This is a genomic window from Bacterioplanes sp. CLAM21 (assembly GCF_059641015.1).
The window spans coordinates 1,704,117-1,722,425 of sequence record NZ_CM184929.1 but is presented as its reverse complement, the minus strand read 5'-3'; the positions used below and the strand labels follow the sequence as shown (position 1 = coordinate 1,722,425).

Annotated in this window: 15 protein-coding genes and 1 pseudogene; 14 read left to right on the top strand and 2 right to left on the bottom strand. The window is 46.6% G+C overall.

All coding sequences use genetic code 11. The features are described from left to right. Nucleotides 1–25 precede the first annotated feature (25 nt). The 6 genes from AC55FS_RS08010 (at nucleotide 26) to AC55FS_RS07985 (ending at nucleotide 7,317) form a co-directional block, all read left to right on the top strand. On the top strand, nucleotides 26–1,045 hold the full coding sequence (locus tag AC55FS_RS08010) for an AraC family transcriptional regulator (protein WP_496935553.1): 1,020 nt from the start codon (nucleotides 26–28) through the stop codon (nucleotides 1,043–1,045). Between the two features lie 70 nt (nucleotides 1,046–1,115). Further along, nucleotides 1,116–2,477, top strand: coding sequence for an RsmB/NOP family class I SAM-dependent RNA methyltransferase (locus AC55FS_RS08005; RefSeq protein WP_496935552.1), 1,362 nt, complete (start codon nucleotides 1,116–1,118; stop codon nucleotides 2,475–2,477). Nucleotides 2,478–3,351: 874 nt separating this feature from the next. Beyond that, on the top strand, nucleotides 3,352–3,954 hold the full coding sequence (locus tag AC55FS_RS08000; RefSeq protein ID WP_496935551.1) for a hypothetical protein: 603 nt from the start codon (nucleotides 3,352–3,354) through the stop codon (nucleotides 3,952–3,954). 96 nt (nucleotides 3,955–4,050) lie between these two features. Continuing rightward, nucleotides 4,051–4,281 (top strand): hypothetical protein, encoded by a 231-nt coding sequence (locus AC55FS_RS07995; protein ID WP_496935550.1) that lies wholly within the window; start codon nucleotides 4,051–4,053, stop codon nucleotides 4,279–4,281. Nucleotides 4,282–6,205: 1,924 nt separating this feature from the next. Then, nucleotides 6,206–6,703 (top strand): hypothetical protein, encoded by a 498-nt coding sequence (locus AC55FS_RS07990; protein WP_496935549.1) that lies wholly within the window; start codon nucleotides 6,206–6,208, stop codon nucleotides 6,701–6,703. 110 nt (nucleotides 6,704–6,813) lie between these two features. After that, nucleotides 6,814–7,317: a hypothetical protein gene (locus tag AC55FS_RS07985; RefSeq protein WP_496935548.1), complete on the top strand. Its 504-nt coding sequence runs from the start codon at nucleotides 6,814–6,816 to the stop codon at nucleotides 7,315–7,317. A 28-nt stretch (nucleotides 7,318–7,345) separates the two neighbouring features. On the opposite strand, the pseudogene AC55FS_RS07980 reads toward AC55FS_RS07985, so the two are convergent. Beyond that, a pseudogene (locus tag AC55FS_RS07980) lies at nucleotides 7,346–7,506 on the bottom strand (IS30 family transposase); the annotation flags it as partial. Between the two features lie 695 nt (nucleotides 7,507–8,201). Here AC55FS_RS07980 and AC55FS_RS07975 point away from each other — a divergent pair. The 5 genes from AC55FS_RS07975 to AC55FS_RS07955 all read left to right on the top strand — a co-directional run bounded on the left by AC55FS_RS07975 (nucleotide 8,202) and on the right by AC55FS_RS07955 (nucleotide 11,413). Continuing rightward, complete coding sequence (locus AC55FS_RS07975) at nucleotides 8,202–8,663, top strand: hypothetical protein (RefSeq protein WP_496935547.1); 462 nt, start codon at nucleotides 8,202–8,204, stop codon at nucleotides 8,661–8,663. A gap of 107 nt (nucleotides 8,664–8,770) precedes the next feature. Then, the gene (locus tag AC55FS_RS07970; protein WP_496935546.1) at nucleotides 8,771–9,205 is read left to right on the top strand and encodes a hypothetical protein; all 435 of its coding nucleotides are present in this window, start codon (nucleotides 8,771–8,773) and stop codon (nucleotides 9,203–9,205) included. A gap of 431 nt (nucleotides 9,206–9,636) precedes the next feature. Continuing rightward, a complete protein-coding gene (locus tag AC55FS_RS07965; RefSeq protein ID WP_496935545.1) occupies nucleotides 9,637–10,119 on the top strand; it encodes a hypothetical protein in 483 nt (160 codons plus the stop codon). A 118-nt stretch (nucleotides 10,120–10,237) separates the two neighbouring features. Next, nucleotides 10,238–10,912 (top strand): ion transporter, encoded by a 675-nt coding sequence (locus tag AC55FS_RS07960; protein ID WP_496935544.1) that lies wholly within the window; start codon nucleotides 10,238–10,240, stop codon nucleotides 10,910–10,912. A gap of 90 nt (nucleotides 10,913–11,002) precedes the next feature. Continuing rightward, nucleotides 11,003–11,413 (top strand): zinc-ribbon domain containing protein, encoded by a 411-nt coding sequence (locus AC55FS_RS07955; RefSeq protein WP_496935543.1) that lies wholly within the window; start codon nucleotides 11,003–11,005, stop codon nucleotides 11,411–11,413. Between the two features lie 316 nt (nucleotides 11,414–11,729). Here the strand turns inward: AC55FS_RS07955 and AC55FS_RS07950 are convergent, their stop codons facing one another. Further along, nucleotides 11,730–14,132, bottom strand: a complete 2,403-nt coding sequence (locus AC55FS_RS07950; protein WP_496935542.1) for a TonB-dependent receptor — start codon at nucleotides 14,130–14,132, stop codon at nucleotides 11,730–11,732. A 1,151-nt stretch (nucleotides 14,133–15,283) separates the two neighbouring features. Between AC55FS_RS07950 and AC55FS_RS07945 the strand changes: the two genes are divergently transcribed. From AC55FS_RS07945 to AC55FS_RS07935, 3 genes are read left to right on the top strand one after another with little or no spacing between them, the layout of a single operon-like run. Further along, on the top strand, nucleotides 15,284–16,273 hold the full coding sequence (locus tag AC55FS_RS07945; RefSeq protein ID WP_496935541.1) for an L-tyrosine/L-tryptophan isonitrile synthase family protein: 990 nt from the start codon (nucleotides 15,284–15,286) through the stop codon (nucleotides 16,271–16,273). Beyond that, a complete protein-coding gene (locus AC55FS_RS07940) occupies nucleotides 16,266–16,910 on the top strand; it encodes an HAD family hydrolase (protein WP_496935540.1) in 645 nt (214 codons plus the stop codon). The genes AC55FS_RS07945 and AC55FS_RS07940 overlap by 8 nt, the downstream gene beginning before the upstream one ends. A gap of 25 nt (nucleotides 16,911–16,935) precedes the next feature. Further along, nucleotides 16,936–18,309 (top strand): L-tyrosine/L-tryptophan isonitrile synthase family protein, encoded by a 1,374-nt coding sequence (locus tag AC55FS_RS07935; protein ID WP_496935539.1) that lies wholly within the window; start codon nucleotides 16,936–16,938, stop codon nucleotides 18,307–18,309.

Genomic DNA, 18,309 nt, shown 5'->3' with positions numbered 1-18,309 from the left:
GAAAAAATAACAACAAGGCACAAGCATGAAGATTGCTCACCCGGGGCGAGGCCATTTTCGCATCTCCTCAGACTACCTGATTTTATTGACCGAGCTGGCCTTTGAACGTGGCATTAGCGCCAAAACCCTGCTGCAAGGCTCAGAGTTACAAGAGTCGATATTGTTGCAGCCCGGCGTATTGGTTGGCCATGAGTCTGGCATCCAGGTAGTAGAGAATTTCTGCCAACAAGTACAAGACCCCAGTGCCGCACTGGAATACGGCAAGCGCATGACCCTATCCAAGCATGGTGCTCTAGGCTACGCCGCCCACTACAGCGCCACCATGACCGATGCCGCCATTAAGGTGATGCGTTATGTTGAAACCCGAGCGCAGATTTTTACTCTGCAACGCTACAGCGATGCCGACGTACGCAAACTCTATATCGAACCCAGATTCGACAGCCCAGCGGCCGCCGCATTTTTAGTCAGTGCCTTTCTTGCCAGCATTGAAACCATCTGTCGCACCTTAATTCAGGGCCCTGAGCATGACGCCCACAGTCGTATCGAACTGAGCTTTGATATTGATCTCAGCACACAGTCGGTGCTACCCAACTGCCAGCTACTCAGCGGCTGTGCCGATAACTGCCTGATCTGGCCGACTCAAGCCCTGCAAGGGCCGTTACCCTTTTTTGACGCCACCATGGAGCATATGGCCGAGCAGGAACTGGAGCAGGCCCTGCGTGAGCTGCAAGGTCGGCGCAGTATCAGCGGTCAAGTTCGTGATCTGATTGCCGATCACTTATCGCAGCCACTGAGCCTGGAGCAAATCGCCGTCCAGCTGCATATGTCCGCAGCCACCTTAAATCGCAAACTCAAACAAGAGCACAGCAGCTTTCAGCAGCTCAAGGATGACATTCGTGAGCAGCAAGCGCGCCATATGCTCAGGCAGCACGCCCTCACCATTGATCAGATTGCGCTGCAACTGGGCTATTCTGATGCCAGCAATTTCAGCAAAGCCTTTAAAACCTGGACCGGTATGTCGCCGTCGGCCTATCGCCGCCATTAACAGCACAAACACTGGTATTTTGCTGAGTTTTTCCGTATAAGGCGCAGCCTTACGTCTTCGCGAGTGAACCATGCCCTACCATAACCGCACCCCCCGACAAAGAGCCCGCCGCCCTCAGGCAGATGATCGTTTGCACTACCGCGAGCTCAGCGGTTTATGGCTGCAGTGGCTGCAACGCCAAGACCGCATGCCAATGGACCGCTGGCTGCGCAAAAACAACAGCAAAGGCAGCGCCCTGCGCCAACAACCGGCGCTGGCCCAAGCCATGTATCAAGCCCAGCGTTTTTTACAGCTGGCCTGCGCACTGGAACATCTGCAACGCCAGCCTCAGCCGCTCACTGACGCCCAGTGGCAAGCCTGGGATGCCGACTGGCAGCCTGAACAAGCCGAACAGCTGGACGCTCAGCACCTATGGCACTGGGTACAGCAGCGCTGCCAGGAAGACTGGCGCTGGCCCGATGGTTTTCGCAATCACGAACGCCGCGCCGAAGTGTTTCGCCAGTTCCGTGAGCAATGTCAGCAGCCACTGAGCGCCTCCTGGCTACTGTGGCACGGCATTCGCCCGAGCTGGCTGGCCAGCCTGAAGCAGCGCCAGCAATACAGTGATTGGAGCGACGAGCAACTGCTGCAATGGCTGCAACAGCAAAGCGAAACCGCACCGCTATGGCTGCGAATAAACCCTATTGCCAACAGCGCCAAGCTTGATCAACAAACCATCGTGCAAGAACTGCAGCAAGAAAAAGTATCGGTGCAGCAGCGCGGCTCACACCTGTGCGCGCGTGGCGGCCGCCACCTGGGGCAAACTACCCTGTACAAATCTGGCGTGGTTGAAATTCAAGATTTGGCCAGTCAGCGCATTGTCGCCGCCATAAGCCCAGCACCGGGTGAAAAAATCTGGGATGCCTGCGCTGGAGCCGGCGGCAAAGCCATCGCCATGGCTAGCCAGATGGATAATAAAGGCGCCGTGATTGCCACCGACTTGCACGAATACAAGCTGGCTGAACTGAAGCGCCGCGCCAAACGTGGCCAGCTGCTGAATATTCGCAGCTTTATCTGGGAAGGCAAAGAAGCACTAAAACTGCCCAAAGAAATTGCTCGCCAGCAAGGCTTTGACAAAGTGCTGGTCGACGCCCCCTGTTCATCCAGCGGCACCTGGCGTCGCAATCCAGATGCACGCTGGCGTTTAAGCAATGACGACACTCAGGAACTGATGGCTTTGCAACAGCGCTTATTAGTGCTGGCCAGCCAAGCCGTACGTCCACAAGGTGAGCTGATTTATGCCACCTGTAGCTGGCAGGTAGAAGAAAATGAGCAGCAAATTGCGCAATTTATGCAGCAAAATAACGGCTGGCAGTTACTCGAGCAAACCATGTTAGGTGCGCCCAAGGATGACGCCGATACCATGTTTGTCGCGCGGTTAAAGCGAGCGTAGATTGGTATTGGTTTAAGCGCTGCTGTTGTTAGTGGAAAAGCCGTGGTAATTGCCACGGCTTTTTTATTGGTGTTTTTTAAAATTACCGAGCAGCACAGATTTTAGCGCCAAGCCCTCCGCTCTCCTTGAGGTTATCCCTCACGCCGGGCGGGCGAACGACTGAAAGCGTTCATCGAGGCAGTTTCTGCAAGGCAAAAAGCGAGCGGAGTCGTGCTCAAGAAGCGCATTTTTCTTGAAGTAAAGCAGGACTCGCGCTCGAGGTGCTTATTAACGCCAATCCCTTTGCCCTCCTTGAGGTATCTTATCCCTCACGCCGGGCGGGCGAACTCCCTGCTTTGCGCTGCGCAGGCCTTTTCTCCTTTGTTGCCAATGCTGTGGTCGCCGCATCACAAAAAGCCTACTTCCCTGTAGGCCTTTTGTTGGCGCTGCCCTCCTGGCAGCCCCTGCGGGCACAGCCATTAACAACTCAGGCGGCCTGCTATGGCGCGGAAAACCTAGACGCAAGAGCGAGTTTAACGTTTGGAATGGGTATCTCTGATACTGATCATTAAAAAAGCGACTCTGCTCCCAATGTGAAGACATACTGATGGCAAACGCTCTTAAGCATCTCTAGTAGTAGATAATCTGGCACGCTTTCCCGGCTGGGTTGCCTGTATTCTCCTGGGGTGGTAGCTTAAAAGCCCAAGAAATCTGTGTGTTAGATCTTGAGTGCCAGAACTTTGAGTTGTGGATAGTAGGCAAGCACGTTTTTCCATATGAGAGAAAGCAGGATATCCAGCTGTCAATCAATGACTTGGAAGAGATACCTCGAATGGTTCTGGCAGGAAAACAGGCACGCACACTATTAAAACTGTTATGAATAATCAGGAAAGTTATGGAAGGACTCATTAAGTACGCAGAAAAAGCTTTTGAAATACCCTCGATTGCCATCATGGCAATGTTGGCTTTTCTAGCTATTCTAAAGATGGCAAAAAGATACTTTGATTCAAAGGTAGAAGAACGCAGCTCAAAAATTAGATATGTGGTTGATGAAATTAAAACCCTTGATATGAACAAGGCTTACCTTGTAGAGCAGGTCTTTTGCGAAAGATACAAAGTTCTTCTAAATTACAAAGAGATACTCTATTTTCTCCGAACGTCTAGGCCGTCGCTAAATTTATATCTTTATCAATCATCTTCAGAATATTTTACATTCAATAATACTGGCTACAAACTATCTCTACATAGTAATCGAACAGCTAACTCCTTGAGACGAAAAGGATTATTTTGTGGTTTCGGCTACTATATTTTTTCTATGCTAGCATTGACGTTTGCACAGGCAATGCCTGAGATGTATCTAAAAAATATTAGTGGTTTTGTATCGTTTTATTTTGTTTTTATATTTCTCGCGCTATTGGCAATCATTTGCGTACACTCCCAAATAAAGACTGAAAATGCACGTAAATTAATACTAAGCATCGAGCATGATAATTCATAACAAACCGCTCAAATACGTTCCGGCCACAAAAAACGTGACCTCCACCGGACTCGCTAACGCTCGCCGTTTAGCGGGGCGTTATGTTTTAAGAGAGTCATGAAGAAAATTACGATTTACATCGATCACTTGGATGATGACACTGATTTTGTCTTTATGAAAAAGTGGCTAGCGAAATGGGAGACAGACGTAACTATCGCTGACTATTCAACAGGCGGGTGGGAGCATTGCTGGGATTTAGAAGCACCGGAAGAAGCCGTTCAAGAAATACCTGAAGATTGGCTCTGTGCCAGTGACTGGGCCACTCCAGAGATATTTAATAAAGAATGAGACCGCAGATAAACATAACAAGCAAAGTCAGCATCGCCCTGCGGGCTGGACGCGCTAACGCGCGCCGCTACCTTGGGCGTTAGGTATCCGAGTTACCCATGAAAAATAGACACCTCACAACAACAATTGAGAAACAACAATTGAGACACCCACTATAGCCCCCACCCTAACCCGACACCCCAGTGGCAACTACTTCCGCATCAGCTAGGCTGAGTATCTGTGCCGTGAAGTGGGAGTACCGGCACAATAAAGACACAATAAAGACACCCACCCTAACCTCTGATGGCAAACGCTCTTCAGCATCTCTAGTAGTAGCTAATCTGGCACACTTTCCCGGTTGGGTTGCCTGTATTTTCCTAGGATGGTAGCTTAAACGCACGAAAAATCAGTGGGTTGGTCTTTGATCACCAGATCTTTGAGGCAAACAATCGAGACACAGATCCTGACCTGCTCTATTGCTTGGTTTGCTGGTGTAGCATCGTGATGACAATTGAGACACCCACTGATGACAATTTCCACCGGACAAAATTGGGTACGCTTCGTTTCACTATAGCGCACCCAATTTTGCCGTTTAGCTAGGCGTTAAATGTGAAATGAAATTAGGCGATATAGAACCAAACAAAAAGTACTTTCTGCTTTTATGGGTTGTTGGAACTGCACCGACGGCTTCTTTAGCATTTGACTATTTATACTTTGGCAAGTTAGTTAAATATCTTAAGTATGGTGGTTATATTGAGTATGGCTATTACGGTACAGTTCTTTTTTGTATTTGGTGCCTTACTTGGGGCGTCGCTATGCTAGCTTGTTCTTTTGTATATGCCAGTAAAGCAAACCCATTTAGGAAATGGATCACTTATACTGTAGACCGTGAGCTATGTTACATACGAACTCTTAATCTATTGGGATTTACAAGCGTAGCGTCTTTAACCATAGGGTGGCTGCTTCAATGGTAAGCTCCGAGCATCATTTAACAGAACGGTGCACCAGATGCTAACCTGCTGCTTTTTTATGTGCAGTACGCTACGCTCCATTATTACACATAAAAAAACCATCAGCTCAGTGCTTATGACATGGGCGTTATGTTGCTTGAGGCCGCATGGAACCCATAGAAGCATTTGCACTGTTTAAACAATCCAAACACCTACCCTAACCTGACACCCAATGGCAATCACTTCCGCAGCAGCCAGACTGAGAATCCGCACGCGAAGCGGGAGTACCATCACGCCCAAACCCAGATCATTAGAAGCCACACCCTAGAATCACGCTACATGTTACGTGCGTTTTTATGCGGTACGGACCATAACACTGGCCAGTGCTATGAGCACCGCCGAGGCTTGCCGGAAGATAAAACAACAACCAAGCCCCCCTCGAGCGTTTAGGTATTGATGATGCTCAATGGTTAGAAATAACCCAGCATTTCGAAAACTGCTTCCATACCTTGGCCTGCGGTAAAGATAAACTGCGCCCGAGCTATGAAACGCTGAATTATCATCGCTCGCTGGGACTCAGTCGCTGCCGCTCACTACTCAACTGGTCAGCCTAGCTCCTCGACCACTGCGGAATAACCAGAGACTTCCACGCTGAGGATAACCTACGTTCTCAATAAGACAATCATGCATAAAACGCATCAAACGGACTTATTGTGAACGCTCCTGCTCAAACAACACATGCGGTTGACAGGCCGAGGTCATCGCTGGAACAATCACTTTTCAGATGGATATCTTTTTAGTATGTGGGTTAGCCTTTTGACGCCAAAGATTCAAGACGCGAATACTAGGCGAGCACGTTTTTCCAGAGGGGAATATGAGAGAAACAGGATATCCATCTGCAAATCAATGGCTTGGAAGAGATACTCTGAATGGTTCTTGCTGGTAAAACAGGCATGTACACGAATAATCTGTTACACAAAATGAGATAATCAATCATGTTAAAAAAGGTTTGGACACTATTACTATTGCTGCCATTCACTTTTGCTTACGGAGAAGAAGAAAAAATGACTGAACACATAGACTTTGACGCTTCATGGGGAGGATATTACGCGGCCATTTCTAAAGACAGCGGCGAGATTTCGGTATTTCGTTTGCTCGACCTCAATAGAGACGCTTACCATATAGCTATTTATAAAGAGAAGTTCAGTTCAATTCCATCTAAAAAAGAAATCTCGCAGCTATCTCCATTTATTGGTCATGTACCAATTGATTCCAAAGCGTTATTGAATTATAAGCAGATTATCCTAATAGATAGCAAGAAGCTCACTGGAGAAGATTTGGACGGTTATCTGTATTATCTCGAAGAGTTCGGAGTATCTCCAAAAGATAGAGAGGAACTTTGCCAATCTCTCATTTCCTTTAGCAAAGAGCCGCCCTATAAGCTCAGGCTATCTATTGCAGAAGGTAATTTAGAGATTAGCGAAAGAATGTAACCATGGAGAAGGCTCATAACAACGCAGGCACGTTCGCCAAATGCATGTGGTATTTGGCTGGGCCGTCGCTTTCTGCGCCACCCCCACGCTGCGGGCGTTAGGCATACAAAATGATCAATAACTGGGATAGCCTAATAGAAATCTTCGGAACGGATGATGGTTCACTACCAGATATAGAACTAGGCCATCTTTCAGGCGATGAAGTGATTCGTGGCTATGAGTTCATAAGGAATCACGCAGTTCGGATTTCTTCACAAGAACCGAGTTATTGGTCCACGTCAAAAGATTGCGATGTTCCGTTTGCTTTTGAAGATAACCCAGCCATACAGGTTGTCTCTGGAGAAGCGGAACCTTTTCATTTATGTTTTGATGGACTTAAAAGTCCAAGTGGCCAGCATATCCCTGCACTGGGTTTGTTCGTTTTTACAGATTGCTTGTCCTTTGATTACCGTATGGGGCCGCAATGGAACAAAGAAGCAGTGCAGGGTTTATTTGAGATTATTTCGTGCATGGCTGATGATTTCGAAGATATGAAAATAGCTCACAAAACCAATCTAAATGACGATGATGGTAGTATTTTTAAAACACACTGGGCTGCATATCAACATGCTTAGCATCAAACTTGAAGTACGACAGGAATAGCTAAAAATCATAATAGATCTCCTCAGGTGTTTTGTAGTTGAAGCGTATCCTTGGCCGGGTGTTAACGGCTTGTGCAATCCTGTCGCACTGCTGCTGAGTTATTTCACCATACTTGCTGTTTTTTGACGAATTAAGCCATTAACGTTCTCATTGCTCCGGCGACAACAGCCAGGACGCCCGCCCTAACCCTCCCCCCCCCTGACCTGCTTTGGCCAGACTCGCGCACGAGCGTTTTTTAACGCAAGTCCCTTTGCCACCCCTGAGGTTATCCCTCACGCCGAGCGGGCGAACTCCTTGCCTTGCGCTACACAGGCCTTTACTCCTTTTTCGCCAATGTTGTGGTCGCCGCAACGCCAACAGCCTGCATCCCGACAGGATGTTGGCTGGTGCTGCCATCCGGGCAGCCCCTGCGGGCACAGCCATTAACAACTCCGGCGGCCTGCTAAGGCGCGGAAAACCTAGACACGGAAAACCAAGACGCGAAAGCGACTTCAAAGCTTCGAGTATGTTTCGCTAGTGCTCATACAGATAAAAGCGGCTTGGCTGCCGATGGAAGAGCAGATTCAACCAGTACATGTCGCAAGACTGCAGAAACCTGGCACGCTTTCCCGGCTGGCTTGCCTGTATTTCCGCGTGGTGGTAGCTTAAACGCCACAAAAAGAACGGGTTAGCCTTTTGGCTGCCAGAACTTTGAGTTGTGGATAGTAGGCGAGCACGTTTTTCCAGAGGGTAATATCAGAGAAACCAGGATATCCAACTGCAAATCAATGGTTTGGAAGAGATACCTCGAATGGCTCTTACTGGTAAAACAGGCACACACACGAATAATCTGTTATGCGCAGGAAGAAATACAAGAATGGATAAGATAGAAGTAATCGAGCATCAATTAAGAACAGCACGCAGACCTCATCCTATGATTTCTGTCAATGGAAATTCATTAAGCGAGCACCTAGCTGAAGTCTTTGATGATGATTGGATATCTGGTTTAGCACCAGCCATAACCTGGCTTTGGGATGAAAAAGAAGTCGAGTTAGTTGTTAAACGGTTTATAAATGAAGACTTGGCTTCAACAATTGTTCCGTTACTAATTTGCCCTGATGATTGCGATTTATGCTGTACTGTTTTGCATGTGGAGGTAGAGATTACAGAAAACACGGTATTTTGGCGTCGATTTGGCTACGATCGAACTAAATCCCTTCACCCGTATGAAATAGGAACAACGATTAGTTGGCTAAAAGGTGATTTATCATTTGAGTTCGATAAAGCAGAATATTTCAGAGTTAGAGATGAACTAGTTGGCTTAGCAAACCAATATTAACAAAGAGACACATAATAAACGCAAGCACGCGGAACATATATCCGCCGAAGTCAAACTTCCCCTGTGCTGAGAGCGTTATATTTTTCGCAGGACAGTCTGCATTTGAGATGAGAAAAAGAATTAGACCTCCTAGTTACACCGCACTAAAGAAAGGACGAAGTCACGAATTTGGTCTTCTTCTGGATGCAGTGTTAAACGAGCCTCATAAGGTTAAGGACATTATTACTGCCAACCCTGAGGTGCTCTATGAGACATGCTGGGCAGGGGAAAATGTGTTGCATTGGCTAGCCATTGAAAACCATACTGCAGGCATTGATCTTTTACGTAACCTAGGTTCACCTATACCAGAATTTGCAATAATCCATGCGGCTGAGCACGGACATACCGAAACCGTGATTCTGTTGCTAGAGCTGGGAGCAGAGCTGAATGATTATATAGTGAACACATGCGCCAAAGCGCTTGAACACAATATGTTTGATATTCCGCCAAAAAACATCCGTTTAATAAAGCGTTATTTCAAACAGTATGGTTATGATATATAGCAGGCCGATCAAGCACCAATAGATATCCGGAATCAACGAACTATGCGGGGCCATCAGCCAGCCATGCTGTTGGCCAATCTAAGAACACTCACTCATGATTAAAAGCAATCAGCGAACTATACTCCCCGCTAAGCCACAACTACCACCAAGAAACCGAACAACATGAACAGCTGCCTGACTAACGTAGTTAGCAGCCTTGGTTTCGATACTGATGGTAGTACCGACTAAACACATGATTAGCGAATCAACAACTAACGCACATACCGCCCCCTTAACCAGAAGCACGACGACAAACCTAGCCCCATGTTACTTAGCACTTTCTGTCAAGGATAGTGAAAAACAGGGAGCATCAATAAAGGAAGAAGATCCATAAAAAAACCATTAAACTACTCAAACCACTAATAGCTAGACGACCAAACAGCGCAGAACCTATGAAGATCATTGGGATATTACTAAGCTTAACTGTTTCATTCACCGCAGTCGCGGAGGCTCACATTGAAAACATCTCACCGAGTTTTTGTACTGCTGGAGAGCATAGCCAACCGCAAGGTAGTTTTGCCATTTTTGTTTTCTGTGATGATGCATTAGGAACAAATATCGCTGTATTCGCAAAGACCATGGATGCCCCCACCATCGAGAACTACCAGCTAGGAAAGCGATTCTGGCAAGGACAGGAGTGGTCGTATGACGTAACGTCTTTCGCTTGGTTACCAGGCAACCAGCTGGTCATCGCAACGTCAGCCATCTACGGTAGCGGTTCGGTTTATCTACTCAACGTAGAAAAACAGTCGACCCAAGTATTATTCAACAACAACAGCGCCGTACTTGAACTGGAATCGGTGTCTGAGTCAAACATTAGCGTTCGATACCAAACCACACCAGACAGCCATGAAACCATCAACATCAAACGATGACGGAGGCACCTTGAGTAATCCCAGCTTATATTGGGGACGGAGACACTAGCCCTTGTAGCCGCAGCCCCATCATGGGCAACACTAATACGCTCTATGAACTATTTAATGGATATTAGATATGAAAGAGAAAGGAAGCGCGATCTATCAGCTTTTTCTGCTAGCATTGAGTGTCTATGTTCTTACAGTGGTCTTCGCTGAGACGTTTCTGATTCAAGACAAGGAAATATCTATTCTCCTTCAACGGATAGATCTATGCGTTTGCTTGGTGTTTTTAGCAGACTTCTTTGTCAACCTGTACAAAGCTGAGAGCAAGATTTCATACATGAAGTGGGGATGGATTGACCTACTGTCCTCAATACCTATGATCGATCCCTTCCGCTGGGGAAGACTTGCAAGAGTTGTTCGAATACTGAGATTCTTCCGCACAATAAAGTCACTCAAACTGCTCATAAACTCGATCCAAACAAGCAAGTTCCAGAGCCTTACATTCATTGTTCTGTTAATCACCTTTGTCATGTACACTACCTGCTCCACCCTAATACTTGAGTTCGAGAGAAACATTCCCGGCGGAATAGATTCTGCCAATGAAGCATTATGGTGGGCATTCCTCAATGTTATGAATGCCAAGGTAGCGATCACACAAGCCCAATCAACTGGTGGCATGATAGCCACTGTTGTACTAAACAAGACTGGCTTTCTTTTGTTCGCATATTTCAATGCGATCATCATCGCTTGGCTACTTCAGAAAAGAGTAGACATCAAAAAGAATGCCTTAAGCAAAGGCAGTCTATAGCAAAGAAACAAACCCTATCATGACTTTTGATCATATTCGCTAGCAACAGCCTCCTTAAAAGAAGTCCAGAAAAGACCAAACAACAATCCTATGAAAGTAAAAGTTGACCCCGACAAGTATTCTGACAGCTCTAAGCAGTCATATGGATTCGAACTTAGAAAGCGAGATGAATACTACGCCGACATTCACTATAACTGTATAAAATGCGGGACGGCCGCTATCTATCCAGCTCTTGAGCAGAAAAAGGCTTATGAGAATCGTCGAGACCATATTTGCTCAAAAAGAGTACTTTGCCCGACTTGCTGGCGGAATAAAAGAGCATTGAAGGAAGCCCTGGCAGCCTGTGAGAATCACTATATCGCCAACAAAGAAGTCACCTTGTCTGATCGAATTTTTCTGGAACAGTGGCTGCAAAAACTAAACCAATATAACCACTACACTCACAAGCCTAACCCTATGCGCATACAGTTCCTGCAAAAGCACTTGAAGAAGTTCACTTAACATAAGCCCCCAACCCACAAGATCACTGTTACGCCAGGCCACCCAGGCATACTACCGACAGTCTCAATCTATATAGGCAAGCAGGAGCCGGTATTAGCTTTGCGAGTCATTCCGATCAAGAACGGGCACCACCAAGCATTCATCTAGAGCATGACTTCTTGCCCAGGCTTTCAGTGTTTAGTCGTTCACCGGCACTGGGCTATCTGCATCACCCTAGCCCGAATAAGAGCGCAAACCAGAAAGACCTTATCGCAGCAAGCCGCAGACAAAAAAGCCGCGATAACATCGCGGCTTTCTTTTTTTACACAACGCTCTGTTAAAAATCGTATTGTGCTACCACACCGGCGCTACGAGCTGGCACCCAGTTTACATAATCGCCATACAATACAAAGCTTGGGTCAGGTGTGTAATCGCTATAATCGTACGCGTACGACTTTGCACGGCGATCAAACACATTGTTAACGTAAGCCTCGACCTTCCAATCGGCTGCCGCATAGCCCAAGCGAACATTGGTTAACGAGTAAGCTGGCAATTGCTGGCGATTGTCATTGTCCAAATATACGTCTCCGGTGTAGCTTTGGATCACAGAGGCGCGATAGCCAATGCCCTGGTCATAACTTAGGCCAGCAGCTGCGGTTTTTTCCGGCGCAAACTGGAAGCGATTGCCGGAGTAATCCGCCGTACCAGTCACAAAATCGTCATAACGGGTTTTAGCGATTCCGGCGTTGGCAAACACATTAAAGCCTGCGCCAATGCGGAAATTCATATCTAGCTCAAATCCCTTAAGACTTGAAGAGCCCGCATTGGTGATGTAACGATCGTAAATATTGCTACCAATCACCTGCACCTGCTGGTCTTTCCACTTCATATAATACAGGTTGGCATTAGCCGTTAAGCGCTTATCCAACCATTGGCTACGTAGCGATAATTCATGGTTAGTAACAAATTCAGGATCGTACTCCACCGTCGACATGACCGGATTGATCGGATTTAAGCTCACACCACCGGAGCGATAACCACGAGACAGTACATAGCCTGCACTGAGTTCATCACTAAACTGATGGCGAATGCCGATTTTAGGTAAAAAGACGTTATTTAAGTGTTCTTTTTCTGACGTGTTATTGCCTGCTGCGGCCAACACATTCAGTACTTGGTTAAGACTGTCGTTTTGCAGGTTATCGGGGTCAACGCCTGCCAAGGCCATATAACTCGACAACAGCGCCCACTGTGCCTGGGAGGTGGTATCGCCGGCCGCTGCTGCAGCTTTTATTGCGCCAAATAGCGGATTAGCGCGAGGCCCCAAGGCGATCATATCGTCCTGGTTAACATTATTGGCACTGACATCGGCCGAATTTTTGTTGGTTTCCCGCTCCAAACGTGCACCCAGTAATAAGGTGGTATCAGCCGTCAGGTAATAATCCAACTCGGCAAATAGCGCATGGTTGGTGGCCTCACGCGTGGTGCCACGATCTGTATACTGGGTTTGCAGCACGGTATCGCTGACGCCATTAGGATAAGGCGGAAAAGGCGCCGACGACGTTGCTTGATAGAAGCCCGGCAAATAGGTATCCAACGGGTTGGCCAGTAAAAAATCATAACCACGTTTTTCTTCGCTGCGGCTGTAATAATAACCAAAGCTGCTGCGCAGCTGATCACTGTCGAAGCTCAGTCTTAGCTCTTGGTTCAAGCTTTTATCTTCTTCTGATTCATCGCGCACCCCCATCTCGCCAGCACCGCTATAGTCCGAATTGCTAGGCGCCATATTATCGGCATCTTGGCGCTCGGAACGGTCACGCCAGGAGTTGGAGGTTATCGACGTCAGCTGCCATTGGCTATTCAGCTCGGCTGTTAGCTTAAGCGTCTGGTAGTTAAAGCGATTGGTCAGCTTGCCATCAATATCGCGAAAAGCGGTGTATTCGTCGCAGTCAAACACACCATCACGACTGGTATTGGCACCACAAGCGCGATCGTCGCCCTGGTCCGACTTATCTTGGCCAATGGTCAATAGCGCACTAAAACGCGAGGAAGGTCGATACAGCAGCTTAATACGACCATTAATATGCTCGTCATGGGCTTCGTCTTTATCACTATTAAACTCATTTTCTATCTGACCGTCGGTGTACACCCGGTCAGCGGCAATACGTAGCACCCACTGCTCGTTTAAAGCGCGGTTTAGCATAATGCTAGAGATCTGAGTATTGTCGGTACCAAAGCCTAGGCGTAGTGAGCCTTCATCATAAAATACCGGATCATTGGTTTTCACCACTATGGTACCGGCCAGGGCATTTTTCCCTTGGCTGGTCGATTGTGGGCCTTTGTACACCTCAATGTTGTTGATATCCCAAAGGCCAATGCCCATTTCTAGAATATCGGCATCAAAATAGGCGCCGTCCATCACCACACCCGCAGTATCCGCCGTTGATGCATCGGAGGTGGGCCCACCCTCAGCATTAATACCACGAATACTAAAGCCGCCACGGCCATTGTTGCTGGTATTGGGCGTTAGCACTAAGGCATCGTTGAGATTATAACTGTTGTTATTCTCCAGCTGTTGGCTATCGAGCACACTGATGCCAGTGGTCGTCTGCTGCAAATCACGCTCAATTTTTCCACCCGTGACCACCACGGTTTCCAAATCTTGATGTTTATCAGCGGCCACACTCTGCGCGCTGATCGCCATTATGGCCAATGCCAACGGCGAGAGACGTAAACGGTTCATGACTCCCCTTCCTGTTAAAACAGAGAACTCCTGAACCTATCGCTGACGGCCATCATAAAACCGCTAGCCGACGCATCGAAGCCACGCAGGTCTTGTTCGGAGTGCTCTGAGCCTTCACTCTAGTTAGGGCCGGGATTAAACCTGATACTAAATACTTATGCAAATCGTTTTCATTTGCTAGGCAATAACCACACAATAACTAGGTTCGAATATTGGATAGTCGATCTTTTGGGGATGCATGGGAGGCAAGATATCAGACTCATCACCGGCCAACAGAAATGCGATCATATCGCCACCACTGCCAACTCGCATTGAAGTCAACTGACGAGATCATAGGCCTATCAGTTCTGCCAGATGATTTGAGATAGTCCAAAGCTTCTATATTTCCTGCCTCTACGATCAGCTTTTTCATATGCCTCACATATCACCCGATTTTCTGAGTTTTTTTACGCCAAATAATATTTCCAGCGTCACAGGTTGTACCACTAACACAGAGTTCATTATCCGCTCTTATGCCGAGGCCAAAATTATTACCAAGCACCACCTTTAAGTTCTCCCTTCAAGACAGAAGCAAACCTGTACATCACCGTTTAAATCATCACCTCCCATCGCAATTAATACGGATAAAAAGAGAATAAAGAAGGAGCAAAAATTGAACAAAAACCCATCATTCCCCCAAGATTCACGCTGATAAATCATTCAAATCGATGCAGTTTCTTGATCTTTCTTTACTTAAACATCTGTTTTTTACGATTCATTTCCGAACTCTCCTATGGTTCAGTACTCACACTTTATCAATGGGATTAAATTCAGATGCACCACTGCCACTAGGAGACAAACCAAGTAACAATACCGCAAGAAAATAGCCATTTGATGGCAATGTAAAATTTATTTTTGCCGACACAAAAATCAACACTAGTCATTACCGGCCAGCCCGTACACCAAAGGGAATAACAATAGATTAATTTCTCTGATTATTAGCTCGCTAAGCAGTTCGACTATAGACGAATACTAATAAAAATTGGTCAAGCCGGTCACCGCGACCAAGTGCTGATTGCCATTATTAACAATTAAAACTATGGATCTAATCAACATGAACCTTCAATGGTTTCAATCAAAAACAAAGATATACCGCCACGGATGGATCAAATATGCCGAGTAACAATAAAGATCTGGCATTGACGATTCTAGAACTGGTGTTTAAACGAAGAAAACTCGTGGACTCTGACAATAAAAGCTCAGAATCTCTAGAGTTTTCAGCATTACCAGCATCCGAAACCCAGCATCATCTTAAAAAAATCGAAGATCTGCTGGCCGACAACCAAGCCATACACATGATATTGCCAGCCTACCCTGGCAAGTCACCAAACCGCAACAAAACCTTGTCTAAACTGCCGGATCTATCGGAAGAGCAGTCCATTGACAATCTCGCCAGGCTTTGCCAAGAGATCAAGGCCGTATATCCGCCTGGGGCGAGAATCGCAATTTGCTCGGATGGCTATGTATTTTCCGATTTGGTTCGGATCCCCGATGAGGATGTAAAGGCCTATACAGATATCATTCAAGCGTACTACCAGAAAAAGTTCCCTGATTATTTTGAGTTCTATGATATCAAAGATGCCTTCCCGACACTGACTTGCCTGGACTCAATGCGCGAAGAGTTAATGGTGCAGTGTGGAGAATCACTGATTGCTTTAATGGAAAAGGCACGAGCAGAAAAGCAAACCTTAGCCATGTATAAAGGCATTACCCGATTCCTATTCGAAGATTTCTGTGGACTAGAAGAGTTCTCTGACTTCTCTAAAGCCCAGATCCAAAAATTAGCAAAGCAAGTATCTCTACGGGTGATTCAACGTAGCAATGCTTGGAGCCAGCTTTTAGAGAGAAACTATCCGCATTCATTACGGCTTTCTATCCATCCACAGTTTCGCCAGTCAGAGAAAATAGGCATTCAAATGGTGCCATCAGAGGATTGTTGGCGCACTCCCTGGCACTCGGTAGCGGTCAAACACGGCAACAAGATCAGTCTGCAAAAACGAAGTTATGTTGATGAAAGCAGATTCCGGCTCATATTTAGCGGCGGTAGGCCAAGTCATTACCAGCAATTGTCTTATTTAGCCGGAGAAAATGACAATGCCTAAACTGGCGATTTTTGACCTCGATGGAACCCTGGTGGATACCCGTAGCGATATTGTTGATGCCATGAACGTGACACTGTCTGCTTTCGGCTTTGCTCAAAAAGACAAAAGCTGCTTTCGCACCTTGATCGGTAACGGTTCACGCCATATGGTAGAATCTCTCGTGCCAGAAAATATTGCCCCTCAAGCCTATGAATATTTCTTGAAGCAATATGATTCACAACTTACCGATAAAACTCGACCTTACCCAGAGATAGGGCAAACACTGCATACACTGGCGGAAAACGGCAGCCGAATAGCCGTCGTCACCAACAAATATCATGCACAGGCTGAGGTGATACTGCAGCGACTGTTCCCTAATATCCGGTTTGACGTGATTCAGGGCTATCTGAGAGGCCAGCCACGAAAACCCGACCCTGCAACTGCGTTAAAAGTATTAAAGCAACTGGGCATATCGGCAGACAACAGCCTGTTTATTGGTGATACCCGAATTGATATAGAAACAGCCTCCGCTGTCGGTATGAAATCAGTATTTGTTACCTGGGGATACGGCGATATCAATGACCTCATTGAATACAAAGCGGACTATACAATCGATCATATGTCCAGCCTATTAACTCTGACCAGCAACAGCGATTAAGCACGGGATACTTGTGAACAAACTAATGGATAACGCCGCCTTCACGGGTACTGGCATGGATATGGCTGAGAGTATTGCAGCCTTGATAAAAACCTATTTAGTACAAAAAGATAATGATGCATTTGAAAACGAGGGAAAGAAATATCTGATTAATGCTCTACAGCATTATACCGAGAAACAACAGCCGGTAGCCCTGCTATTGCCGGGCTTTCCTTGTAAGTCTCCCAACTGTGTCGATAAGTCTTTTTCAACCATGCCTGACTATGGCGAGGTACTCGCCATACAAAGATTGGATAATTTGTGCAATGAAATAAACCGTATTTACCCACCAGGAAGTCAATTAACCATTGTCAGCGATGGCACGACTTTTTCGGATGTAGTCCAGGTTGATAGAAATGTAAAAGAGAGCTACAAGCACGCCCTACGCTCATTGACAGCAACAGATAATATCAGCTGGGCAGACTTATCGTCATTATTACCAGAGCTGAAGGAAAATCGATCAGACGACGATACCCGCAAAGCATTGGTGCGTGGCATTGCAAAAGGTGCAAGACCTTACGAGCGGTTTATCGAAAAGATAAAGAGTGACCCACAGCAAGTGGCTATGCACGACAAAATGTGTAGCTACCTATATCACGATATCAATCTGGAGAGGTTTAGCGACGACAGCCGCGATCAATATCTTAAGACAATCAGCGATAAAGCTTATCAAATGATGTATCGCGGCAAAGCATTAAACCATGGGCTAGAGAAGGCATTTCCACACCATATACGTTTATCTGTACACCAATATAACAATGCGGGTCCGAAATTTACCGTTTCGCTAAGCGGCGACACCAGCACGGCACTGTCTCCCTGGCACAGCGTGCCATTACGGCTAACCGATGGCCGAGTGATTCTGTTGCCTCACGCCATCGCCAAAGAGCTCAACATCGCATTGGTAACCTGTCAGAAAAGAAACTGGCTGTATCTTGAGGTCGAACAGCCTGACGCAAGCAAATTCAGCTTTGAAATCATCAAGAGTCCTGATTTTGGAATCAGCGTCAGCGACCCTGAAAAAACAGGGTTTTCTGGCATAACTACAGAATTTGTTGAAGCACTGTGTCTCGATTTCGGGTTTATCTATTTTAAAAGCGATAACGCCCAGGTCATAGAAAATCTCAAACACGTTTGCCAACCGGCAGGTAACCTTATTTATTCCGATACGGGGGATACGCAAGAGCCAGCTGAGCTGACCGTGAGCGCCAATCCCGTACCTGGGTTCCCAGCCAACACCATTCAAGATATCAGCCAGCAACCCGGCTTATTGGTGGTTAATCGCAACAAGGTCATATCTATCGAAGCTGAGATTCAGACGCTACTCGGCGATTTAAATTCTATGAAAAGTGAGGCAGTATAA